At 72.1% G+C, this 21,820-nt stretch carries 21 protein-coding genes and 1 pseudogene; 1 reads left to right on the top strand and 21 read right to left on the bottom strand.

Annotation, left to right across the window (positions count from 1 at the left end):
• Window positions 1-18 precede the first annotated feature (18 nt).
• Together ABZ898_RS24940 and ABZ898_RS24935 are read right to left on the bottom strand one after the other, a co-directional pair.
• Window positions 19-1,215 carry an MBL fold metallo-hydrolase gene (locus ABZ898_RS24940; RefSeq protein WP_361662989.1) on the bottom strand — a complete coding sequence of 399 codons (1,197 nt, stop codon included), beginning with the start codon at window positions 1,213-1,215 and terminating at the stop codon, window positions 19-21.
• 199 nt (window positions 1,216-1,414) lie between these two features.
• The gene (locus ABZ898_RS24935) at window positions 1,415-2,200 is read right to left on the bottom strand and encodes an SGNH/GDSL hydrolase family protein (protein ID WP_361663218.1); all 786 of its coding nucleotides are present in this window, start codon (window positions 2,198-2,200) and stop codon (window positions 1,415-1,417) included.
• 260 nt (window positions 2,201-2,460) lie between these two features.
• Here ABZ898_RS24935 and ABZ898_RS24930 point away from each other — a divergent pair, with 260 nt between their 5' ends.
• Entirely contained in the window at window positions 2,461-3,258 is a 798-nt protein-coding gene (locus ABZ898_RS24930; protein ID WP_361662986.1) for a tyrosine-protein phosphatase, read from the top strand.
• Between the two features lie 14 nt (window positions 3,259-3,272).
• On the opposite strand, the gene ABZ898_RS24925 is transcribed toward ABZ898_RS24930, so the two are convergent.
• From ABZ898_RS24925 to ABZ898_RS24835, 19 genes and pseudogenes are all read right to left on the bottom strand, one after another.
• A complete protein-coding gene (locus ABZ898_RS24925) occupies window positions 3,273-3,395 on the bottom strand; it encodes a DUF6126 family protein (RefSeq protein WP_361662983.1) in 123 nt (40 codons plus the stop codon).
• The gene (locus tag ABZ898_RS24920) at window positions 3,392-4,015 is read right to left on the bottom strand and encodes an XRE family transcriptional regulator (protein WP_361662980.1); all 624 of its coding nucleotides are present in this window, start codon (window positions 4,013-4,015) and stop codon (window positions 3,392-3,394) included. The genes ABZ898_RS24925 and ABZ898_RS24920 overlap by 4 nt, the downstream gene beginning before the upstream one ends.
• Window positions 4,016-4,081: 66 nt before the next feature.
• Window positions 4,082-5,467, bottom strand: coding sequence for an aspartate aminotransferase family protein (locus ABZ898_RS24915; protein WP_361662977.1), 1,386 nt, complete (start codon window positions 5,465-5,467; stop codon window positions 4,082-4,084).
• A complete protein-coding gene (gene dxs / locus ABZ898_RS24910) occupies window positions 5,468-7,366 on the bottom strand; it encodes a 1-deoxy-D-xylulose-5-phosphate synthase (protein WP_361662974.1) in 1,899 nt (632 codons plus the stop codon).
• Between the two features lie 34 nt (window positions 7,367-7,400).
• Window positions 7,401-8,534 (bottom strand): flavodoxin-dependent (E)-4-hydroxy-3-methylbut-2-enyl-diphosphate synthase, encoded by a 1,134-nt coding sequence (gene ispG, locus ABZ898_RS24905; RefSeq protein WP_361662971.1) that lies wholly within the window; start codon window positions 8,532-8,534, stop codon window positions 7,401-7,403.
• A gap of 4 nt (window positions 8,535-8,538) precedes the next feature.
• Window positions 8,539-9,561, bottom strand: coding sequence for an adenosyl-hopene transferase HpnH (gene hpnH, locus ABZ898_RS24900; protein ID WP_361662968.1), 1,023 nt, complete (start codon window positions 9,559-9,561; stop codon window positions 8,539-8,541).
• A gap of 5 nt (window positions 9,562-9,566) precedes the next feature.
• Window positions 9,567-10,208, bottom strand: coding sequence for a 1-hydroxy-2-methyl-2-butenyl 4-diphosphate reductase (locus ABZ898_RS24895; protein WP_361662965.1), 642 nt, complete (start codon window positions 10,206-10,208; stop codon window positions 9,567-9,569).
• Window positions 10,209-12,239, bottom strand: coding sequence for a squalene--hopene cyclase (shc, locus tag ABZ898_RS24890; protein WP_361662963.1), 2,031 nt, complete (start codon window positions 12,237-12,239; stop codon window positions 10,209-10,211).
• A gap of 117 nt (window positions 12,240-12,356) precedes the next feature.
• A complete protein-coding gene (locus ABZ898_RS24885) occupies window positions 12,357-13,490 on the bottom strand; it encodes a polyprenyl synthetase family protein (protein WP_361662960.1) in 1,134 nt (377 codons plus the stop codon).
• A complete protein-coding gene (gene hpnE, locus ABZ898_RS24880; RefSeq protein WP_361662957.1) occupies window positions 13,490-14,923 on the bottom strand; it encodes a hydroxysqualene dehydroxylase HpnE in 1,434 nt (477 codons plus the stop codon). Before hpnE ends, ABZ898_RS24885 begins: the two co-directional genes overlap by 1 nt.
• Window positions 14,920-15,054, bottom strand: coding sequence for a DUF6380 family protein (locus ABZ898_RS24875; protein ID WP_361662955.1), 135 nt, complete (start codon window positions 15,052-15,054; stop codon window positions 14,920-14,922). Before ABZ898_RS24875 ends, hpnE begins: the two co-directional genes overlap by 4 nt.
• The gene (gene hpnD / locus ABZ898_RS24870) at window positions 15,054-16,004 is read right to left on the bottom strand and encodes a presqualene diphosphate synthase HpnD (RefSeq protein WP_361662952.1); all 951 of its coding nucleotides are present in this window, start codon (window positions 16,002-16,004) and stop codon (window positions 15,054-15,056) included. Before hpnD ends, ABZ898_RS24875 begins: the two co-directional genes overlap by 1 nt.
• Entirely contained in the window at window positions 16,001-16,897 is an 897-nt protein-coding gene (hpnC, locus tag ABZ898_RS24865; RefSeq protein WP_361662949.1) for a squalene synthase HpnC, read from the bottom strand. The genes hpnD and hpnC overlap by 4 nt, the downstream gene beginning before the upstream one ends.
• 360 nt (window positions 16,898-17,257) lie before the next feature.
• Window positions 17,258-18,037: an ABC transporter ATP-binding protein gene (locus tag ABZ898_RS24860; RefSeq protein ID WP_361662946.1), complete on the bottom strand. Its 780-nt coding sequence runs from the start codon at window positions 18,035-18,037 to the stop codon at window positions 17,258-17,260.
• Entirely contained in the window at window positions 18,030-18,959 is a 930-nt protein-coding gene (locus ABZ898_RS24855) for an ABC transporter permease (RefSeq protein ID WP_361662944.1), read from the bottom strand. Before ABZ898_RS24855 ends, ABZ898_RS24860 begins: the two co-directional genes overlap by 8 nt.
• 75 nt (window positions 18,960-19,034) lie before the next feature.
• The gene (locus tag ABZ898_RS24850) at window positions 19,035-19,907 is read right to left on the bottom strand and encodes a glycosyltransferase (RefSeq protein ID WP_361662940.1); all 873 of its coding nucleotides are present in this window, start codon (window positions 19,905-19,907) and stop codon (window positions 19,035-19,037) included.
• 5 nt (window positions 19,908-19,912) lie between these two features.
• Window positions 19,913-20,692 (bottom strand): CDP-alcohol phosphatidyltransferase family protein, encoded by a 780-nt coding sequence (locus ABZ898_RS24845; RefSeq protein ID WP_361662937.1) that lies wholly within the window; start codon window positions 20,690-20,692, stop codon window positions 19,913-19,915.
• A complete protein-coding gene (locus tag ABZ898_RS24840) occupies window positions 20,670-21,731 on the bottom strand; it encodes an iron-containing alcohol dehydrogenase family protein (RefSeq protein ID WP_361662934.1) in 1,062 nt (353 codons plus the stop codon). Before ABZ898_RS24840 ends, ABZ898_RS24845 begins: the two co-directional genes overlap by 23 nt.
• Window positions 21,719-21,820: pseudogene (locus ABZ898_RS24835) on the bottom strand (phosphocholine cytidylyltransferase family protein); the annotation flags it as partial. The pseudogene ABZ898_RS24835 and the gene ABZ898_RS24840, both read right to left, overlap by 13 nt.

Here is a 21,820-nt window from a genome sequence, read left to right as displayed (position 1 = left end):
GCTCCGAGACGTGCACCGTCAGACGTCACCGGCGAAGTCGAGACCGCCGCTGCGGCCCTCGGCCGCCGCCGTCACCGCCGGCTTCGGCTTACGCCAGTGAGGGGCGATCGGGCCGGACACGGTACGCCACCACGGGTCGGTGGGCACCCGGCCCGCCGGCTCGAAGGGCTCGCCCGGCCGGGGGGAGGCCACGACCTGGTCCACCGCCTCGCCCGCGTCCTTCGTCCACTCCCCCGGCTCCGCCCACGCGTGCATCGCCAGGTTGAACGTGCCCCAGTGGATGGGGAGAAGGACGCCGTGCGGGGTCCCGGACTGGAGGTCGAGGTGGGCGCGGACGCCTTCCTCGGGAGTCATGTGGATGTCGGGCCAGTACGGGCTGTACGCACCGATCTGGATCATGGTGACGTCGAACGGGCCGTGGGCCGCGCCAATGTCCTTGAAGCCGTCGAAGTAGCCGGTGTCACCGCTGTGGAACACCTTGTGCCGCTCCCCCGCGACCACCCAGGACGCCCACAGGGTGTGCTGGGTGTTGCGCAGCCCCCGCCCGCAGAAGTGGCGGGCCGGGGTCGCGGTGAGCGTGACTCCGCCGACCTCGGTGGACTCGTGCCAGTCCAGCTCGCGCAGCCGGTCCGGGGAGACTCCCCAGTGTTCGAGGTGCGCGCCCACGCCCAGCGGGACGGCGAACAGGGTGTCGGTGCCGGCCAGCGCCTTGATGGTGGGCAGGTCGAGGTGGTCGTAGTGGTCGTGGGAGATGACCACCACGTCGACCGGGCCGAGCGCGGCCTGCGGCAGTGCGACGGGGTGCAGCCGCTTGGGTCCCGCGAAGGGGAAGGGCGAACAGCGCTCGCCCCAGACCGGGTCGAACAGCACCCGGCGCCCGTCGATCTCCACGAGCACGCTGGAGTGGCCGAGCCAGGTCACCCTGAGCCCGGTGGCCGGCGGCTTGGCGAGGTCGGCGACCGTGGTCGGGTGGACCGGGATCGTGCCGTGGGGCGCGCGGAAGGGACGCGTGTCCTTGTCGAAGAACGCCTTGGCGAGCTCCAGCGCGGAGCCGGAGGGCCCGGTGCCGGCGGTGCCGCCGGGGTTCTGGAAGACGCCGTCCTTGAAATGCGGGGAGCGGTGGATGCGCGCGAGGCGCTCACCGCGCGGTTCCGCGCCGAAGGCTTCGGGCTGTAGCGCGCGGAGCCCGGAGCTCAGGGAACGCAGACCGGTCACGGTACCTCCAGGTGGAGTCGCCGGGGCGCTCCGTCGTCGTCGGCTGCGGCGGCCCGGAGCCGCCGGGGGGCCGAGTGACTCGGCCACAGGTCCCAACGCTCACGCGGCCCCCACTGTTCCCGAACAGTGTTCCGGATCTGGCCCTCCGCGAGCGGTCGGCGCGACCGCCGCCCCCGGGGTGCGGGGGCGGCGGAGGGCCTCACGCCACGGACGCGATGCGCATCCTGATGTCGCTCGGCGACAGCGCGCCCTTGGCGACCACGTGGTCCCCGGAGGACTCGCCGCGCAGCCGGCGTCCGATCCACGGCACGAGGTACTGCCGGGCCCAGTGCACGTCGTCGCGCCGGATCTCCAGCGTGCCGCGCGGCGGCAGCTCGGGCCACACCTGCTCGGGGTCGGCCGGGATCTCCAGGCCGAGCGCCTGTCCGGCGCGCAGCGCCACCCGGGTGTGCCCCTCGGGCGAGAGGTGCAGGCGGTCGCCGTCCCAGGCCCTGCGGTCCTGGACGGACTTCAGGGACCACAGGTCGAGCACGGGGCAGTCGTACCGGTCGGCGACGGCCCGTACGTGACCGTTGTACGTGGCGATCTTGCCGCGCAGGTGCTTGAGCACCGGGACGCCGCGGGTGTCGAAGCCGGTCGCCACCAGGACGGTGCCGGCGGTGGCGGTGAGCCGGGCCACGGCGCGCTCGAAGCGCTCGGCCGTCTCGTCCGGGTCGGTGCCGGGGCGGATGATGTCGTTGCCGCCCGCGCAGATGGAGACGAGGTCCGGGGCGAGCCGCGCCGCCTTGGGTACCTGGTCCGCCGCGATCTGGTCGAGCAGTTTCCCCCGCACCGCGAGGTTGGTGTACCTGAAGTCGCCTTCGGGTCGCCGGTCGGCCAGGAGCACCGCGAGCCGGTCGGCCCAGCCGACGAACGCCCCGTCGGGGCCGGGGTCGCCGACGCCTTCGGTGAAGCTGTCCCCCACCGCCACGTACGACCTGATCACTGTCCTGTTGTCATTCTCCGCATCGTCTGCCACGTCGGACCATGATTCACCTCGGGATGTGACCTACGCGACCGTAGGCAGGGGTTGACGAACGGTGATATAAGCCACCCTTAAAGAATTTGCCAATCCAGGAATAGCCCTCCCGGGCTCCGCGTCGGACGGGCGATCATGCTCTCCGGGCCGGGAGAAACCGATGTCGTAGGGTCGGCTGTGCGCCCGTCGACGAGCCGCGTGGCGGGGCGGAGCCTCCAGGAGCACCCGTGACGCAGCAGGTCCCGTCGACCGAACCCGAGCTGGCCGCAGTCCGCAACTTCCGTGACGTGGGCGGTCTGCCGACGGTGGACGGACGCCGGGTGCGGCACGGGGTGCTGTTCCGCAGCGGGCATCTGGCGCACGCGACCGAGGCGGACGCCGCCTATCTCTCCTCCCTCGGGCTGCACACGGTCTTCGACTTCCGCAACGAGGCCGACCAGCGGCTGGAGGGGCCCGACGTCGAGCTGCCCGGCGTGCGGAACGTCAACCTCCCGCTGAGCGACCCCGCCGACGGCGCCGAGTTCTGGCGGATGGTGCGTGACGGCGACCTCGACCAGCTGCGGGGCATCCTGGCGGGCGGCAAGGGCGCGGACCGCATGATCGCCTCCTACCGGAGGATCGTCACCGAGCGCACCGCCGAGCACTCCCGCGTGCTGCACGCGCTGGCCGAGGACAGCGTGCCCGCGCTGATGCACTGCGCGGCGGGCAAGGACCGCGCGGGCATCTCGGTGGCGGTGACGCTGCTCGCGGTGGGTGTGGAGCGGGACGCGATCACCGCGGACTACCTCGAGTCCAACGCCAAGCACCGCCGTTACAAGGTCCGCCGCAGCGGCGACCAGGCGAGCGCGTACACGCCCGAGGTGATGGAGCTGCTCAGCCCGCTCTTCGACGCCCGCGCCGAGTACCTCGCGGCGGCCTTCACCAGCATCGAGGAGACCTGGGGCGACGTGGACGCGTACCTGGAGCGGGGGCTGAAGCTCTCGGACGGTACGCGGGAGCGGCTGCGCGAGCGCCTGGTCGGCTGACCGGCGTTGCCCGCTCAGCTCTTGGCGCCGAGCGAGAACAGCAGGTAGAGGAACGCGGCCAGGACATGGCCGAGGGCCACGTAGACGACGAGCCGGACCCACAGGGCCCGCGGCAGCTTCTCTTCCATGTCGCTCATGACGGCTCTCCGGTGGGGTGGCCCAGGCACAGGGTGGCCGTGGGGCTCTGCAGCAGGGTGTGGACGAACAGCAGCTCGACGCCCTCCGGGTCGTCGGCGTTGAGGCGGTGCGGGGTGAGGGAGTCGAAGTGGGCGCTGTCGCCGGGGGCGAGCAGGTGCGTGCTGTCGCCGAGGCGCAGCCGGAGGCGGCCGCTGAGGACGTACAGCCATTCCTCGCCGGGGTGGACGCGCACGATGTCGCCCTGGGCGCGGTGGGGTACCCGCACCCGCAGGGCCTGCATGCCGCGGCCGGGGGCGCCGGCCTGGAAGTAGGTCCAGCCGGCGGCGCGGGTGGGTTCCATGCCGGCGGCGCGCACGACGGCGTCGCGGTCGGCGGCCGTCTCACCGAGCAGGTCGGAGACCGTCGTACCGTAGATGCGGGCGAGGGCCAGGAGCATCGGCAGCGAGGGCTGGCGGTGTCCGGTCTCCAGCCGGGAGAGGTGGGCCGGGGAGAGCCCGGCGGACCCGGCCGCGGCCTCCAGGGTGAGGCCGGCCCGGCGGCGCAGGGCACGCAACTGCGGTGCCACGGCGGGCAGGTCGTCGTCCCGGCCCGCCGCGGAGTCCGCGTCTGAGGCGTTCATGCCTCCATTCAGCCCGACTTTTGCCCATCAGGCAATTTTCTTGCCTCAGAGGCAAAAAGTGATGGCTCAGCGTCCGGCGACCGCCTGCTTGATCAGCGTCCGCCCGAAGTCCCACATCAGGCCGCCTCCGCCGTGCGCGTCGTCCATGACGGCGGTGAAGGCGTCCACGAACCGGTCCACGTCGGCCTCGTCGATCACGAGCGGCGGGATCAGCTTGATCACCTCCAGGTGGTCGCCGGAGACCTGGGTGAGAATGCGGTGCCGCTGGAGCAGCGGGACGACGACCATCTGCGCGAACAGGCCCTTGCGGGCCGTCTGGAGCATGGTCCAGCGACTGCGCAGCTTCAGCGATTCGGGGCGGCCGAACTCGATGCCGATCATCAGGCCCCGGCCCCGCACGTCGGCCAGCAACTCGTACTTTCCGATGAGCGCGGCGAGCCGGGACTTCAGCAGTTCGCCGGTGGCACGGGCGCGGGCGACGATCTGCTCGTCCTCCATGACCGCGAGCACGGCGAGTCCCGCGGCCATGGCCTGGGCGTTGGAGCCGAAGCTCGCGGAGTGCACGAGGACGCGGTCCATGGACGAGTAGACCTTCTTGAAGATCCAGTCCTTGCCGAGCGTGGCGCCGACGGGGACATAGCCGCCGGAGAGCGCCTTGGCGACGCACACCAGGTCGGGTTCGACGCCGTCCTCGTGCTGGTAGGCGTAGAAGTCCCCGGTGCGGCCGAGGCCGGTCTGCACCTCGTCGGCGATGAGCAGCGCCTTGTGCCGGTGCAACATCTCCTGCGCGGCCCGGAGATAGCCGGGTGGCGCTTCGTGCACGCCCTTGCCCTGGATCGGCTCCACGATGAGGGCCGCGACATCGCCCTTCTTCAACTCGCGTTCCAGCGCCGCGAGATCGCCGAGGGGGACGGCGGTGTCGGGGAGCAGGGGGGCGAAGCCGTCGCGGAAGCCGTTCTCGCCGTTGACCGAGAGGGAGCCGGTGGTCAGGCCGTGGAAGGCGTGGTCGCAGTACAGGACGCGGGGGCGGCCGGTGGCGAAGCGGGCGAACTTCAGCGCGGTCTCGACGGCCTCGGTGCCGCTGTTGCCGAAGAAGACCCGGTCCAGGTGCGGGCTGTGGGCGAGCAGGCGTTCGGCGAGCAGGCCGGGCAGCGGCTGGCAGTCGAAGCGGGTGAGGTCGGCGAGGGACAGGTCGAGCACGTCGTGCAGGGCCTTGCGGACGACGGGGTGGTGGCGGCCGAGGCCCATCACGCCGAACCCGGCGAGCATGTCGAGGTAGTCGCCGCCCTCGGCGTCGAAGAAGTGGGCGCCCTCGGCGCGTTCGTAGACCTTGTCGAAGCCGATGGTGTGTAGCATGCGCGGCAGCTGGGGGTTGAGGTGGCGCGCGTGCAGGTCGTAGCGCTCGCCGCCGCGTGCGGCGAGGAGGGCTTCCAGGTCGAACTCCGTGCTCATTCAGCTCTCCTGGTTCTGTCGGCCGCCGGTGTCCTCGACGGCCAGGCTCGCGCTGATCCGTCCCGCGATCTCCACGGGCGTCAGGCCGACGTCGGCCAGCACCTCGCCGCGCTTGGCGTGTGCGAGGAACTGGTCGGGGATACCGAACCGCCGTACGGGCACGTCCACGTCGGCGTCCCCGAGGGCCAGCGCCACCGCGGAACCCACGCCCGCCGCGCGGCTGTTGTCCTCGACGACCGCCACCAGCCGGTGCCGTGCGGCGAGTTCCGGCAGGGCCGGGTCGACCGGCTTGACCCAGCGGGGGTCGACGACGGTGCAGCGGATGCCGCGCGCGGCGAGCAGCGAGACGGCCTGGAGGCAGACGGGCGCCATCACACCGACGGCGACGACCAGCACCTCGGGCCGGTCGTCCCGGTGGAGGACGTCCATGCCGCCGACGTGTCCCAGCGCCGGGATGTCGGGGCCGACGGACTCCTTGGGGAAGCGGACCAGGGTGGGCGCGTCGTCCACGGCGACCGCCTCGCGCAGCTGGGCGCGGAGCTGGGCGGCGTCGCGCGGGGCGGCGATCCTGAGGCCGGGGACAACCTGGAGGATCGACATGTCCCACATGCCGTTGTGGGAGGCGCCGTCGACGCCGGTGACCCCGGCGCGGTCCAGTACGAAGGTCACGCCGCAGCGGTGCAGGGCGACGTCCATCAGCAGCTGGTCGAAGGCACGGTTGAGGAAGGTGGCGTAGACGGCGACGACGGGGTGCGCTCCCCCGGTGGCCAGGCCGGCCGCGGAGACCGCCGCGTGCTGCTCGGCGATGCCGACGTCCCAGACCCGGTCGGGGAACCGCGCGGCGAACGGGCCGAGGCCGACGGGGTGCAGCATGGCCGCCGTGACCGCGACGACGTCCTCGCGCTCCTCCCCGATCCGGACGATCTCCTCGCCGAACACCGAGGTCCACGACGGCCCGCCCGAGGGGCTGAGCGGGGCGCAGGTCAGCGGGTCCATCACGCCGACGGTGTGGAAGTGGTCCTCCTCGTGGGCGAGGGCGGGGGCGTAGCCGCGGCCCTTCTCGGTGAGGCAGTGCACGAGCACCGGGCCGTGGAAGCGCTTGGCCCGGCGCAGCGCGGACTCGACGGCGCCGATGTCGTGGCCGTCGATGGGGCCCACGTACTTCAGCCCCAGGTCCTCGAACATGCCCTGGGGGGCGAAGGCGTCCTTGAACCCCTTCTTGGCGCCGTGCGCGGCCTCGTAGAGCAGCCCGCCGACGACCGGGGTGCGCTGGAGCGCCTCCTTGCCCCAGGCGAGGACCTGCTCGTAGCCGTCGGTGGTGCGCAGGGCGGCGAGGTGGTTGGCGAGGCCGCCGATGGTGGGCGCGTAGGAGCGCTCGTTGTCGTTGACGACGATGATCAGCGGGCGGTCCTTGGCGGCGGCGATGTTGTTCAGCGCCTCCCAGGCCATGCCGCCGGTCAGCGCGCCGTCCCCGATGACCGCGACCACGTGCCCGTGCTCCCCCAGCACCTGGTGCGCCTTGGCGAGGCCGTCGGCCCAGCCGAGGGAGGTGGAGGCGTGGCTGTTCTCCACGATGTCGTGCGGGGACTCCTCGCGCGAGGGGTAGCCGGACAGGCCGCCCTTGCCGCGCAGCTTGGAGAAGTCCTGGCGCCCGGTCAGGAGTTTGTGCACGTAGCTCTGGTGTCCGGTGTCCCACACGATGCGGTCGACCGGTGACTCGAAGACCCGGTGCAGGGCGATGGTCAGTTCCACCACGCCCAGATTGGGGCCGAGGTGCCCCCCGGTCCTCGACACCGCCTCCACCAGGAACTCGCGTACTTCGCCGGACAGTTCGTCCAGCTCTTCCTGTGACAGCGCCTTCAGGTCGCGTGGTCCCCGGATGCTTTCCAGAATCGTCACGCCGGCCCCCTCTCGGTCCGTACCGTGCTCTTCCTCAACCCGTCTGATCCGCCTGGCCGGTCTCCTCGGCCAGGCGCATGGCCTCTTCGATGAGGGTCTCCACGATCTTCGATTCGGGGACGGTCTTGATGACCTCGCCCTTCACAAAGATCTGGCCCTTGCCGTTGCCGGAGGCGACACCCAGGTCGGCCTCACGGGCCTCGCCCGGACCGTTCACCACACAGCCCATCACCGCGACCCGCAGCGGCACCTCCATACCGGTCAGACCCGCCGTGACCTCCTCGGCCAGCTTGTAGACGTCGACCTGGGCGCGCCCGCACGACGGGCAGGACACGATCTCCAGGCCACGCTGCTTGAGGTTCAGCGACTCCAGGATCTGGTTGCCGACCTTGACCTCCTCCACCGGCGGAGCCGACAGCGAGACGCGGATCGTGTCACCGATGCCCTCGGAGAGCAGCGCGCCGAACGCCACCGCGGACTTGATGGTGCCCTGGAACGCCGGACCCGCCTCCGTCACACCCAGGTGGAGGGGGTAGTCGCACTGCGCGGCGAGCTGCCGGTACGCCTCGATCATCACGACCGGGTCGTTGTGCTTCACCGAGATCTTGATGTCCCGGAAGTCGTGCTCCTCGAACAGCGACGCCTCCCACAGCGCCGACTCCACCAGCGCCTCGGGGGTGGCCTTGCCGTACTTCTGCAGGAGGCGGCGGTCCAGCGAGCCCGCGTTCACGCCGATCCGGATCGGGGTGCCGTGCTCCTTGGCCACCTTCGCGATCTCACGGACCTTGTCGTCGAACTGCTTGATGTTGCCCGGGTTCACCCGCACCGCCGCACAGCCCGCCTCGATCGCCGCGAACACGTACTTCGGCTGGAAGTGGATGTCCGCGATCACCGGGATCTGCGACTTCCGCGCGATCGTGGCCAGCGCGTCCGCGTCGTCCTGCGTCGGACACGCCACCCGCACGATCTGGCACCCCGACGCCGTCAGCTCCGCGATCTGCTGCAGCGTCGACCCGATGTCCGAGGTACGCGTGGTCGTCATCGACTGCACCGAGACGGGCGCCCCGCCGCCGACCGCGACCCGCCCCACCTGGATCTGCCGCGACACCCGGCGGGTGGCGACAGGGCGGGGCGGCACCTCGGGGACGCCCAGAGGGACGGCGGTCATGGCGTCACTCCCGGTTTCCGGAGACGGTCTCGCGCATGGCCCGCAGCGACTCCTTCAGGGAGCCCATGGTGGCGAGGACGGCGGTCGGCTCGTAGCCGCAGTGCGCCATGCAGTTGGCGCAGCGCGGGTCCTTGCCCCGGCCGTACTTGTCCCAGTCGGTGTCCTCGACCAGCTCGCGGTACGTGGGGACGTAGCCGTCGCTCATCAGGTAGCAGGGGCGCTGCCAGCCGAACAGGGAGTAGTTCGGGATGGCCCAGGCGGTGCAGGGGAAGTCGACCTTGCCCTCCAGGAAGTCCAGGAAGAGCGGAGAGTGATTCAGCCGCCACCGCCCGCGGTTGCCGCCGGCGAACGCCTTCTTGAACAGCTCGCGGGTCTGCTCGACACCGAGGAAGTGCTCCTGGTCGGGCGCCTTCTCGTAGGCGTAGGCGGGCGAGATCATCATCTCGTCCACCTCCAGGTCGTCGTTGAGGAAGTTCAGCACCTCGACGATGGTCTGCGGGGTGTCGGTGTTGAAGAAGGTGGAGTTGGTGGTGACGCGGAAGCCGCGCTGCTTGGCCTCCTTGATCGCCGCCACGGCCTCGTCGAACACGCCCTCCTTGGCCACGGACTCGTCGTGCCGCTCACGCAGCCCGTCGATGTGCACCGCGAACGCGAAGTACGGGGACGGCGTGAACTTGTCCATCTTCTTGCGCAGCAGCATCGCGTTGGTGCACAGGAAGACGTACTTGCGCTTGGCGACGAGCTGGCGCACGATCTCGTCGATCTGGGGGTGCATGAGCGGTTCGCCGCCCGCGATGGACACCATCGGCGCCCCGGACTCCAGGACCGCGCCCACGGCCTGGGCGACCGGCATCCGCTGCTTGAGCACACCGGCCGGGTGCTGGATCTTCCCGCAGCCCTCGCACTTCAGATTGCAGGCGAACAGCGGTTCCAGCTCGACGATCAGCGGGAACTTGTCCCGCTTGCGGAGCTTCTGTTCGGCCAGGTATGTAGCGACCTTGATGGACTGACGCAACGGCATGGCCATCTGGCTCACCTCCGGGGGAGCGGCAAGGAACGGTGCCATTCGAGGAATGCGGGAAGGACGGAACGAAGAACGCGGAAGGCTGATATTCCACCGCGTACCGTCCCGATCCGGACAAGTTCATGTTCAGGAGCGTCCACGACCACCCGTACGGCCGCAACCGGACGGTCGCCCGAGGCGACGGCGCTGCGCAGGGTGGCCGCCGACTCCATGTCGACCGCGATCGCGCCGGTCGCCAGCAGGTCGGAGCGTTCCGGGCCCCGGACCACGTGGTCGGAGCCGGTCAGGGGGCCGGTGTGGACGGTGCGGCCGGGGGCGGCCCGCATCAGTTCCTCGACCAGCAGATCGGTGCGTACGCACGGGACGGTCCCGTGCGGGTCACGGGTCTCCTCGGCGACCACCAGGTCACCGGGGTGCATGCCCGGTGCCAGCCCGGCGCAGAAGCCGGTGGCCAGCACGGCGGCGTCGGCCATCCCCGCACCGGCGAGCCTCGCGGTGACGGACCGCTCCGCCGCCCTCGGGCCCATGCCGGTGCGCAGGACGCTGGACCGCACCCCGGCCCCGCCGCGGTCGCCGGTGCGCAGGGCGATCTTCTCGATGCCGAGCGCGCAGACGATCAGCAGGGGTGCCGAGGCGGGCCGGGATCTCATTCAGCTCCCTCCGAGCGCCACGCGCGGGGCTCTGAGCGCGGCCAGAGGCGCCTTGTCGAAGGGGTCGCCGTGCAGGTACCGGCCGAGCGCGGTGAGCGGGAACACCTGCCGGTAGAGGTGGTAGTTGATCGAGAAGTCCCAGGGGAAGCCGGTGCCGGTGAAGTACGGCTCGTCCCAGGAGCCGTCCGCCCGCTGGGTCTCGGCGAGCCAGCGCACCCCGCGTTCGACGGCGCCGGAGTCCCGCTCCCCCGCCGCGAGCAGCGCCATCAGGGCCCAGGCGGTCTGGGAGGCGGTGGAGGCGCCGCGGCCGCTCCACCCGCGGGTGTCGTCGTAGGAGCGCAGGTCCTCGCCCCATCCGCCGTCGTCGTTCTGGACCCGTGCCAGCCAGTGCACCGCGCGGCGGACGGCGGGGTGGGACCCAGGCATCCCGGCCGCGGTCAGGGCGGGCACCACCGAGCCGGTGCCGTAGACGTAGTTGACGCCCCAGCGGCCGAACCAGGAGCCGTCCGCCTCCTGTTCGGCGAGCAGCCAGGCGATCCCGCGCCGGGTGCGGGGGTCGTGGGCCAGTCCCTCGGCGGCGAGCATCTCCACGACATGGGCGGTGACGTCGGCGGACGGCGGGTCGATGACCTCGCCGAAGTCGCAGAAGGGCAGCCGGTTGGGGAACGGGCTGGTGTTGTCGACGTCGAAGGCGCCCCAGGCGCCGTTCCTGGACTGCATCCCGAAGTTCCAGCGCACCGCGCGCGCGATCGCGCCGTCCACCTTGCCGGGGTCGGGGTGGCGGACCCGGCGCAGCGCGAGGGCGACCTCCGCGGTGTCGTCGATGTCCGGGTAGTTGTCGTTGTGGAACTCGAACGCCCATCCGCCCGGCGGGAGTTGGGGCCGCTTGACGGACCAGTCGCCGGGGCGGCGGATCTCCTCGCCCAGCATCCAGTCGGCGGCCTTGACCAACTGGGGGTGGTCGGCGGGAACTCCGGCGTCGGCCAGGGCGATGACGGCGAGGCAGGTGTCCCACACCGGGGACTGGCACGCCTCGATCATGCGGGCGCCGTCCTCGCGCCACACGGCGAACCGGTCCAGCGACTCCAGCCCGGCGCGCATCACGGGGTGCTGGAGGTCGTAGCCCAGCAGGTGCAGCGCGATGACCGAGTACACGGCCGGAGGCTGGATGCCGCCCCAGCAGCCGTCGTTCTCCTGGCGTTCGACGATCCAGCGGGCGGCGGAGTTCATCGCGGCCCGCCGCAGCCGGCGCGGCACCACCTTGCGCAGCCGGTGCACCATCCGGTCGAGCCGTTCGAAGGCGCCGTCCCAACTGGCCAGCGGGGAGAACGGCTTGGCCGGGTTGGGGTCGGCCGGGTCGGTGTGCAGCTCGTCGAGCGGGAAGGGGGCCGGGCGCACCGGGCGCGTCGCCGAGACGACGGTCAGCGGCACGATGGTCTGCCGGGCCCAGCAGCCGAAGTCGTAGATGTTGAGCGGCAGCCAGGTGGGGAACCAGATGAGTTCCGGGGGGAGTTCGGGCAGGTCCTCCCACTTCCACCAGCCGAACAGGGCGAGCCAGATCCGGGTGAAGACGCGGGCGGAGGCGATGCCGCCGCGGTCGCGGACCCAGGCCGAGGCGCGTGCCATGTGGGGCGCGTCGGGGGCGTCACCGGCCAGCCGCAGCGCGACGTACGCCTCGACGGTGGCGGACAGTTCGCCCGGGCCGCCGTAGAAGGTGGCCCAGGCGCCGTCCTCGCGCTGCTCGCCCCGGATGAAGAGGGCGGCGGCGCGGGTGGTGGCCTCGTCGCGGATGCCGAGGAACTGGCGCAGCAGGAGGTCCTCGGCGTCCATGGTGACGTTGGTCTCCAGGTCGCCCTTCCACCAGCCCTCGGGGTCCTGGCGGGTGAGCAGCCACTCGGCGGCACGTGCGGCGGCGCGTTCGGCGGCCTCGGGCACCCCGGCAGCCGGGGGGGCGGTGCGGTCGGTGGCACTGGCCGCGGCAGCGGGGGGCGGACCGGCCGCCCCGGTGCTTCCGTCGGTCGTCGCTGTCATGGCTTCCCCTTCACGCAGTCGTACGAGTCGTGCTGCTGTGGGTCCGCCGTCGGCCGGTGTCGGTGCTTCGCGCCGCACCGGCCGGCGACTACGCGAGGATTATTCGGCCGATAATGATCATCTCTTCCTCACGACGACGAAGTCGGCGAGCGCCGTGAAGGCGGCCCGCACCCGGTCGGGCATGTCGACGGCGTGCAGCGCCTCGATGGCGACGGCGTGCTGGCGGCGGGCCTCGTCCGCCGTCCACTCGCGGCCGCCCGCCTCCTCGATGAGGGCGGCGCGCGCCGCGAACTCCTCCTCGGAGAAGTTCGCGAAGTCGCTGCTCTTGGCGTCGGCGGCGAGGATCTCGCCGAGCCGCTCGGAGGCCGGGCCGCCCGCGGCGAGCGCGGCCACCACGGGCAGGGACTTCTTGCGCTGGCGCAGGTCGCTCCAGGTCTGCTTGCCGGTGGACCCCGGGTCGCCCCAGATACCGAGCAGGTCGTCCACGGCCTGGAAGGCGAGGCCGAGGTGGTAGCCGTAGCGCTCCAGGGCGTCGGCGGTGCGGTCGTCGGCGCCGCCGAGGACGGCGCCGATGGAGGAGGCGCAGGCCAGCAGGGCGCCGGTCTTGTTGCCCTCCATCTCCAGGCACTCCTCGACGCTGACGCGGTCGCGGTGCTCGTAGGAGATGTCCTGGGCCTGGCCGTCGATCAGGGCGCGGGTGGCGGTGGTCAGGCGGCGGGTGGCGCGGCCGGCCTCGACGGTGCCGAGCTCCAGCAGGAGTTCGTTGCCGAGGGCGAAGAGGGCGTCGCCGACCAGGATGGCCTGGGCGGGGCCGTGCACCTTCCAGACGGTGTCGCGGTGGCGGCGCTGCTCGTCGCCGTCCATCAGGTCGTCGTGCAGCAGCGAGAAGTTGTGGACCAGCTCGACGGCGACCGCGCCCGGCACGCCGACCTCTGGGGCGGCGCCGGTGACCTCGGCGGAGAGCACGGCGAGGGCGGGGCGCACGGCCTTGCCGCCGTCACCGGCGGCCGGGTTGCCGGCGGCGTCGATCCAGCCGAAGTGGTAGGCGGCGACCGTGTCCATGGGGGGCGCCAGCCGGTCGACGGCGGCGCGCAGAACCGGAGTGGCCAGGGTCCGGCCGCGCTCCAGCAGTGCGGTCACGTCCACCGCGTCGGCGGCTGTCGAGGCCGGGGGCGGCACAGTGGGCACAGTCTCTCCTCTTGTTGCGGTACCGGGGGTGCGGGGCCCCTCCGGGCTGTGCTGATCGAGCATCACGCCGCCTCCTCGAACTGGAAGAGGTGGCGGGGGCGGGGGCGGCCCAGGGAGTCGAGGGCGGCGTCGGCCGCGCTCACGCCGCTGCGGACCGCGCTCTCCATGGTCGCGGGCCACCCGGTGGCGGTCCACGCCCCGGCCAGGTACAGGCCGGGAACCTTGGTGCGGGCGCCGGGGCGCAGCCGCCCGACGCCGGGGGCGGGGGCGAACGTCGCGGTGCGCTCGCGGGTGACGAAGAAGTCCCGCACCTCGGCGGCGCGGGCACCGGGGATCAGCCGTCGCAGTTCGGGCAGGTAGCGCGCCCGCAGATCGGCGACGGGGGTGTCGATCTCGTCGCTCGCGGCCGACTGGGACAGCGCCAGGTACTGGCCCTCGCGCAGCCCGGAGGCGGCGGTGCGGTCGAAGACCCACTGCACGGGGGTGCCGAGCGCGGCGAAGAAGGGCCGGGCGAGCACCGGGCGGTCGTAGACGACGTGCACGTTGAGGATCGGCGCGGTGCCGATGCGCAGCAGCCGGGCGGGGTCGTCGAGGGCCCCCTCCGGCAGCAGGCCGTGCGTCTCGCGCTGGGGCACGGCGAGGACGACGGCGTCGGTCTCGATGGTCTCGCCGGGGACCTGGACGCGGAAGCGGCCGTCGTCGCCGCGGGAGACGGAGGTGACGCGGGTACGGACCTCGGTGCGGACGCCCGCGGAGTCGAGGGCCTTGCGGGCGAGCCGGTCGTGCAGGTCGCCCAGCGGGACGTGTGCCCAGCCGATGTCGGCCGCGCCCGGCTCGGAGAGCAGTCCGGTCCTGAACACCATCGCGGCAAGGCCGAGGGAGGCGTCGCCCGCGACCGCGTTGAGGGTCGCGACCCCGACGAGGTCCCACAGGGCCTCGACGGCGCGCGCCGACTGGCCGTGCCGGGCCAGCCACGAGCCGAAGTCCTCGCCGTCCAGGGCCGGGTCGGTGGGGTCGAGCCCCTTGAGCGCGAGCGCGGCCCGCCCGACCGAGGCGCGCTCGGCGAGCGAGAGGTGGGGGTAGGCGGCCAGGCTGCGCCCGAGGTGGAGGGGGACGGGCAGCGGGTCGCGCCGCAGCCTGCCGAGCCGCCGGCCCTCGGGCCTGGCGGCGTCGACCACGGGCACGTCGAGCCGGTCCTGGAGCGGGGCCAGCGCGGTGCCCTCGATCCGGTCGAGGAACCAGCGGTAGGCGGTGCAGCAGCGCAGGTAGACGTGCTGGCCGTTGTCCACGGTCAGCTCGCCGCGCTGAAAGGAGAAGGCGAGCCCGCCGAGCCTCGGCCGGCCTTCGAGCAGGGTGACGCGCACGCCCGCGTCGGCGAGCGCGAGGGCCGCGGTGACGCCGGCGAGGCCGCCGCCGACCACGACGGCGTCCCGGCCGGGGCGGGCCGGGGCGAACGGTTCGGAGTGCGCCCGTGCGGGGCGGGGTGCCTCGCTCATCTCGCGTCCTTCCGTGCGTGCCGCGCGTGCTGGTTGAACCGTGCACGGTCGGCCGTCGCAGTCAGGGACGCCACGCCGGGGCCGCGGGTTGCCCGGCGCGCCGGAGCCGCCTGCCGGCACCCCGCCGCCATCAGGCACGCCTCCTGAGGGCCTGCCGGGACACGTGCCGGCTGTCGAAGCCGGACAGGCCGCGCACGGCCACGTACGCCTTCTCCCGGCCGGGCAGCGAGACCCGGCCGCGCAGCACGGCCTCGGGGTCGCGCTCGATGCGGTCGAGCAGGCGGCGGTAGATGCCGGCCATGGCGGCGACGCAGGCACCGCTGCGGCGGTCCAGCATGGGCAGCAGCCGGTAGCCCTCGGCGAACAGGGCGCGGGCGCGGCGGACCTCGAAGTGGACGAGGCCCGCGAAGTCGGAGCCCTCGGGCGGGGTGGGGCCGGCGAACCCGGCCGAGCAGCCGAACTTGGCCAGGTCGTCGGCGGGCAGGTAGGTACGGCCGCCCTCGGCGTCCTCGCGGACGTCCCGGAGGATGTTGGTGAGCTGCAGGGCGAGCCCGAGCGTGTCGGCGTACTCGGGGGCGCGTTCGGCGCCGCGTGCGCCGGGTTCGGTGCCGAAGACGCCGAGCGAGAGGCGGCCGATGGCGCCGGCCACGCAGCGGCAGTAGACCTTGAGGTCGTCCCAGGTCTCGTAGGTCGCGCCGCGCAGGTCCATCTGGACGCCGTCGATCAGCTCGTCCAGGCCGCCGAGCGGGATCGGGAACACACCGGCGGCGTGGCTGAGGGCGACGGCCACCGGGTCGGTGTCGTCCTCCTCGACCGCGCCCGCCTGGACGCGGCCGAGCAGCGTCCTGGTGTCCTCCAGCCGTTCCACCTTGACGTCGCCGGGCAGCTCGCCGTCGCCGATGTCGTCGACGCGCCGGGAGAAGGCGTAGAGCGCCGACATGGCGCGGCGCTCGGGCGTCGGCAGCAGCCGGATGCCGTAGGCGAAGTTGCGGGCCTGCTGCCCGGTGACCGTCTCGCAATAGCGATAGGCGGCGAGTACCGGTGCGGACAGGGCGTGCGAAGCCTCCACGGACCGGATCACCCCTCTCCTCGCAGAGTCGTGCCCGCCTCGCGCAGCAGCCGGAGCTTGCCGGGTCTGGGCGGGCCGGGAAGTACGTCGTGATCGGCGGCGGCGATCGCCTGGACCGCCGCCCTTCCGCCTGCCACGAACCCCGCGAGCAACAGCTTCAGCCTGCCGTGGACGCTACCCACGAGGGGGGCGCCCTCATTCAGCAGATCGCTCGCGCGCAGGCATTCGAACGCGACCAGGGCGCGTACGGACGCGCCGGCGCTCGGCGCGGCGAGGTCGGACTCCTGGACATGGAAACGCTTCATGTCCTGGGCGGGCAGGTAGATGCGGTCGCGGCCGAGGTCCTCGGCCACGTCCTGGAGGTGCTCGACGATCTGCAGCGCGGTGCAGATCGCGTCGGAGCGGCGGACGCGCTCGGGCGTCGCGGTGCCGGTGACGGCGAGCACGAGGCGGCCGACCGGGTTGGCGGAGAGTTCGCAGTAGGCGCGCAGGTCGTCGTAGGTCTCGTACCGGGAGACGAGCTGGTCCTTGCGGTTGGCGGCGATCAGTCCGAGGAAGGGCTCGGGGGTGAGGCCGCGGCGGCGCACGGTGGGCTGCAGGCGGCGCAGCAGGGGGTGGTGCGGGGTGCCGTCGAAGACGCGGCGCAGGTCGGTCTCGAAGGCGTCGAGGGCGGCGAGGCGGTCCTCGGACCGCTCGGCGGGGACGCCGAGGGCGCGCAGGTCGGCGCCGCCGGGGGCGAGGTCGCCGTCACCGATGTCGTCGACCAGGCGGGCGAAGCCGTAGACGGCCATGAGGTCGGTGCGCCAGGCCCGGGGCAGGAAGAAGGGGGCCACGGGGAAGTTCTCGCGCGCGGCCTTGTCCAGCGTGGCGCGTTCCAGTGCCGTCGCCGTGTCGGTTCCCGTCACTGCGCGCTGCCCGGTCCAAGGACGGCGCGGCTCACGTTGAGCTGGGGAGTTTCCGTAGCCATTGCCGTCACATCTCCCGTTCTACACTGCCGACCCGATACACACTATTTCGGACACGCCGCCGACCCTCCGGGGGGCGTCCCGGCGGAGGGTGTCGCGCATTATCGCCCCGATTGCCGGTTTCCGGCACCGATACAGTTTACGTTGTACAACGCGACATGGTCCGTCGGGGTGTCCGGCGCACCACGAGAACACACCGATCGGCGCCAAGATTCCGCTGCGTCACCGGAGTTGACGCATCCTTTGCAGACGTGGGGCCCCGCCGGAGCGGTCCGGCAGGGCCCACGGCCGTCCTGCGGGCTACTTGCCCGTGAACTTCTCGTACTCCTTGAGGACCTCTTCGGTGGGCCCGTCCATGCGGAGTTCGCCGCGCTCCAGCCACAGGACACGGTTGCAGGTGTCGCGGATGGACTTGTTGTTGTGGCTCACCAGGAAGACCGTGCCGGCCTCCTTGCGCAGTTCCCGGATGCGCTCCTCGGAGCGCTTCTGGAAGGCCCGGTCGCCGGTGGCCAGCGCCTCGTCGATCATGAGGACGTCGTGGTCCTTGGCGGCGGCGATGGAGAACCGCAGGCGGGCCGACATGCCGGAGGAGTAGGTGCGCATCGGCAGGGTGATGAAGTCGCCCTTCTCGTTGATCCCCGAGAAGTCGACGATCCCCTGGTAGCGCTCCTTGATCTGCTCGCGGGACATCCCCATGGCGAGACCGCCCAGGATGACGTTGCGCTCACCGGTCAGGTCGCTCATCAGGGCCGCGTTGACGCCCAGCAGCGAGGGCTGGCCGTCGGTGTAGACCTTGCCCTTCTCCGCCGGGAGCAGGCCGGCGATGGCCCGCAGCAGGGTGGACTTGCCCGAGCCGTTGGAGCCGATGAGGCCGATGGCCTCGCCCCGGTAGGCGGTGAAGGACACCCCGCGCACGGCGTGCACCTTGCGCACGCCCCGCTGCTCGCCGCGCTTGACGATGCGGCTCAGCGCGGCGGTGGCGCTGCCCTTGCCCGTCTTGGCGCCGTTGACCCGGTAGACGATGTGCAGCTCGTCCGCGATGACGGTCGGACGGCGGTCAGCGGTGTTCTGCTCAGCCACGGCCGTAACGCTCCTCAGCCTTCCAGAAGTACACGAAGCCGCCGACGCAGATCACCACGGCCCAGCCCAGGGCCAGCGCCCACACGTGCGGGGGCAGGTTCGAGGCGTCGTAGTCGTCGATCAGCGCGAACCTCATCAGGTCCATGTAGACGGCCGCCGGGTTGGCCTGGAGCACCCGGACGATCCACTCGGGCCTGCCCGCCAGCATGTTGCTGATGGAGAACATCACGCCGGAGGCGTACATCCAGGTCCGCAGGATGAACGGCATGAGCTGGGCCAGGTCGGGCGTCTTGGCGCCCATGCGGGCCACGATCATCGCGAGCCCGGTGTTGAACATGAACTGGAGCACCAGCACCGGCACGATCAGCAGCCAGGACAGCCGCGGATAGTTGCCGAACCCGATCGCCACCACGAACACGACGATCATGGAGAACAGCAGCTGCTGGAGCTGCTGGAGCGAGAAGGAGATCGGCAGCGCGGCCCGCGGGAAGTGCAGGGCGCGCACCAGGCCCAGGTTGCCGGAGATCGCGCGGACGCCCGACATCAGCGAGCTCTGCGTGAAGGTGAACACGAACACGCCGGTGACCAGGAACGGCACGTACACGTCGTGCGACATGCCCCGGCTGGCCTTCAGGATCAGGCCGAAGATCGCGTAGTACACGGCCGCGTTGAGCAGCGGCGTGGCCACCTGCCAGAGCTGGCCCAGCTTGGCCTGGCTGTACTGCGCGGTGAGCTTCGCCTGGGAGAAGGCCAGGATGAAGTGGCGCCGGTTCCACAGCTGCCGGACGTACTCCACGAGCGAGGGGCGGGCGCCGCTCACGGCGAGCCCGTACTTGGCCGCGAGGTCAGCCGCGGGCAGTCCCTCGTCGGGCGACGGTGGCGCGGTCACCGCGACACCGCCGTCATGGGTTCTCTCACTCACAGGTGGAAACTTTCGTCTTCGAGTGCGTCGTGTACTTCACTGCGCCGGGACACGTGCCCCGCCCCGTCGAGCTTCTCAGATCACCGGGGGACGGCCCAGCCGGGTCAGCCGCCACACCGTACGCCAGCGCATCGGACGGCGGGGACCGCAGGGGGCGGTCCAGCCCTCCTTGAAGCCGCCGAGCCACGCCTTCAGCGCCGGTCCGGAGGGGCGGCGGGCCAGGGTGAGCAGCAGCCAGACGCCCAGGTAGACCGGGACCAGCGGCAGGGGGAGGTTGCGGCGGGCCAGCCAGACCCGGTTGCGGGCCACCATGCGGTGGTACACCGCGTGCCGGGAGGGCGCGGTCGTCGGGTGGTACAGGACCATGTCCGACCGGTAGTCGATCATCCAGCCCGCGTCGAGGGCACGCCAGGCGAGGTCGGTCTCCTCGTGGGCGTAGAAGAACTCGTCCGGCAGGCCGCCGACCTCGCCGAGCACCTTCGTGCGGACGGCGTTGGCGCCGCCGAGGAAGGTCGTGACCCTGGAGGAGCGCATCGGGTCCGAGGCGCGCAGCCGGGGCACGTGCCGGCGCTGGGTCTCACCGGTCTCCGGGTCCGCGATGCGGAAGCTGATGATGCCCAGCTCCGGGTCCGCGGCGAACGCGGCCCGGCACAGCTCGGCGGTGTCCTGCCGGGCGAGCAGGCCGTCGTCGTCCAGGAAGAGCAGGACGTCGACGTCGCTCCCGCCGGGTCCGAACGCCTCGATGCCGACGTTGCGGCCGCCGGGGATGCCCAGGTTCTCGGGCAGCTCGACGGTGCGCACGCCCTCGGGCACCTCGGGCACGGGCGAGCCGTTGCCGACGACGACCACCGAGACCTTGTCGCCGTCCTGCTTGGCGACGGAGTCGATGAGCGCCCGCAGCTCCTCGGGGCGGTTGCCCATGGTGATGATGACCGCGCCGACCTTCATGCCGTTCACCTCAGCCTGCTCGACACGAGAATGGACACCAGGTGCAGCAGGGTCTGCAACAGGGCGATACCGGCCAGCACGGCGGTGCCGAGCCGGGTGAAGAACAGGTCGCCGCGGACCTGGTCCGCGATGGCCAGCACCAGGATCAGCAGCGACGCCTCGATGCCGAGGATGAGCCGGTGGAACTTGAGGGCGGCGGCGGCCCGCCGGGCCAGCGCCATCCCCGAGGAGCGCGGCTCGGCGGCCGACTCCTGCACCGGCGGCATCCCGGCCTGGTGCCGGGCGACGCCGACGAGGTCGGTCTCCGCCTTGATCAGGATGGCGCCGAGCGCCGCGAGGGTACCGAGGAACGCCCAGAGCCAGTCGATACGGCCGCTGCCGAACAGGTCGGCGGCGCGCAGCCCGAGGCCGACCAGCACGGCGGCGTCGGTGAGGTAGGCGCCGACCCGGTCGAGGTAGACGCCGCCCAGCGAGTACTGCTTGCGCCAGCGGGCGATCTCACCGTCCACGCAGTCCAGCAGCAGGTACAGCTGCGTGGCGACGATGCCGAGCACGGCGCCCGTGATCCCCGGCACCAGCAGGGCCGGGGCCGCGAGCACACCGCAGACGGTCATCAGGTACGTGAGCTGGTTGGGCGTGATCCTGGTGTTCACCAGGTAGCGGTCGATGCGCAGGGACACCTCTCGCATGTAGAGGCGTCCCGCCCAGTGCTCACCGCTGCGCCGGTCCTTCACCCCGGCGGGGTGGACGACCGGGCGGAGTTCAGCTACCGATGGCCTTGACATAGTCGGCGTAGATGTCCTTGATCTGGTCAGTCTCGAGGGCGAGATGTTCGAGGATCGTGTAGCGGCCCGGCCGGGTCTCCGGCGCGAACTCCACCACGCGGACGAACTCGTCCGCGGTGAAGCCGATGTCCTCCGGCCGCACGGGCAGTCCGTGGCGGCGCAGCACGTCGGCCATGTGCGCCGACTCCTCGTGCGCACCGCGCAGGTACATGGCGAAGGCGGCGCCGAGGCCGCACTGCTCGCCGTGGCTGGCCGCGCGCTGCGGGAAGAGCAGGTCGAACGCGTGGTTGATCTCGTGGCAGGCGCCCGAGGACGGCCGCGAGTCACCGGACACCGACATGGCGATGCCGGACAGCACCAGGGCCTCGGCGAGGACCTGGAGGAAGTCGTTGTCCGCGATCCCGCCGGGGTGGCGGAGCACCGCCTCGCCGGCCTGGCGGGCCATGGCGGCGGCGAGACCGTCGATCTTCTCGCCGTTGACCCGGTTGGCCAGCTCCCAGTCCGCGATGGCCGAGACGTTGGACACCGCGTCGCCGATGCCCGCGCGCACGAAGCGTGCCGGGGCGGCGCGGATGACGTCGAGGTCGATCAGGACGGCGATCGGGTTGGGCACACCGTAGGAGCCCCGGCCCGCGTCGTTGTCCAGCGTGGCGACCGGCGAGCACAGGCCGTCGTGCGCGAGGTTCGTCGGCACGGCGACCAGGGGCAGGCCGACCCGCGCCGCGGCGTACTTGGCGCAGTCGATGATCTTGCCGCCGCCGAGGCCCACGAGCGCGTCGAAGTGACCGCCGCGGATGTCGTCGGCGAGCCGTACGGCGTCGTCCAGCGTGCCGCCGCCGACCTCGTACCAGGTGGCACCCGGCAGCTGCGGCGCGACCCGCTCCTTCAGCCTGGCGCCGGAGCCGCCGCTGACCGCGACGGCCAGCCGGCCGGAAGGAGAGATGCGCTCGTCGGCGAGCACGGCGGCCAGGTCGGCGAGGGCACCCGGGCGGATGTCCACGACGACCGGCGAGGGAATGAGCCTCGTCAGTACCGGCACGCGATCTCCCGTCCCCGAGCGAGGTCGTCGTGGTTGTCGATCTCGACCCAGGAGACGTCGCCGATCGGCTGGACGTCGACCTTGAAGCC

Origin of the sequence: Streptomyces sp. NPDC046860 (genome assembly GCF_040645115.1) — a bacterium.
Classification (GTDB): domain Bacteria; phylum Actinomycetota; class Actinomycetes; order Streptomycetales; family Streptomycetaceae; genus Streptomyces.
The sequence above is the reverse complement of the archived record's forward strand: the minus strand, read 5'-3'. Positions and strand labels throughout refer to the sequence as shown.

Coding starts and splice junctions, on each gene's coding strand:
- ABZ898_RS24925 (WP_361662983.1), bottom strand. CDS start 3,395: ATGAGCGACATGGAAGAGAAGCTGCCGCGGGCCCTGTGGGTCCGGCTC.
- ABZ898_RS24920 (WP_361662980.1), bottom strand. CDS start 4,015: ATGAACGCCTCAGACGCGGACTCCGCGGCGGGCCGGGACGACGACCTG.
- ABZ898_RS24915 (WP_361662977.1), bottom strand. CDS start 5,467: ATGAGCACGGAGTTCGACCTGGAAGCCCTCCTCGCCGCACGCGGCGGC.
- ispG (WP_361662971.1), bottom strand. CDS start 8,534: ATGACCGCCGTCCCTCTGGGCGTCCCCGAGGTGCCGCCCCGCCCTGTC.
- hpnH (WP_361662968.1), bottom strand. CDS start 9,561: ATGGCCATGCCGTTGCGTCAGTCCATCAAGGTCGCTACATACCTGGCC.
- ABZ898_RS24895 (WP_361662965.1), bottom strand. CDS start 10,208: ATGAGATCCCGGCCCGCCTCGGCACCCCTGCTGATCGTCTGCGCGCTC.
- shc (WP_361662963.1), bottom strand. CDS start 12,239: ATGACAGCGACGACCGACGGAAGCACCGGGGCGGCCGGTCCGCCCCCC.
- ABZ898_RS24885 (WP_361662960.1), bottom strand. CDS start 13,490: ATGCTCGATCAGCACAGCCCGGAGGGGCCCCGCACCCCCGGTACCGCA.
- hpnE (WP_361662957.1), bottom strand. CDS start 14,923: ATGAGCGAGGCACCCCGCCCCGCACGGGCGCACTCCGAACCGTTCGCC.
- ABZ898_RS24875 (WP_361662955.1), bottom strand. CDS start 15,054: ATGGCGGCGGGGTGCCGGCAGGCGGCTCCGGCGCGCCGGGCAACCCGC.
- ABZ898_RS24850 (WP_361662940.1), bottom strand. CDS start 19,907: ATGAAGGTCGGCGCGGTCATCATCACCATGGGCAACCGCCCCGAGGAG.
- ABZ898_RS24845 (WP_361662937.1), bottom strand. CDS start 20,692: ATGTCAAGGCCATCGGTAGCTGAACTCCGCCCGGTCGTCCACCCCGCC.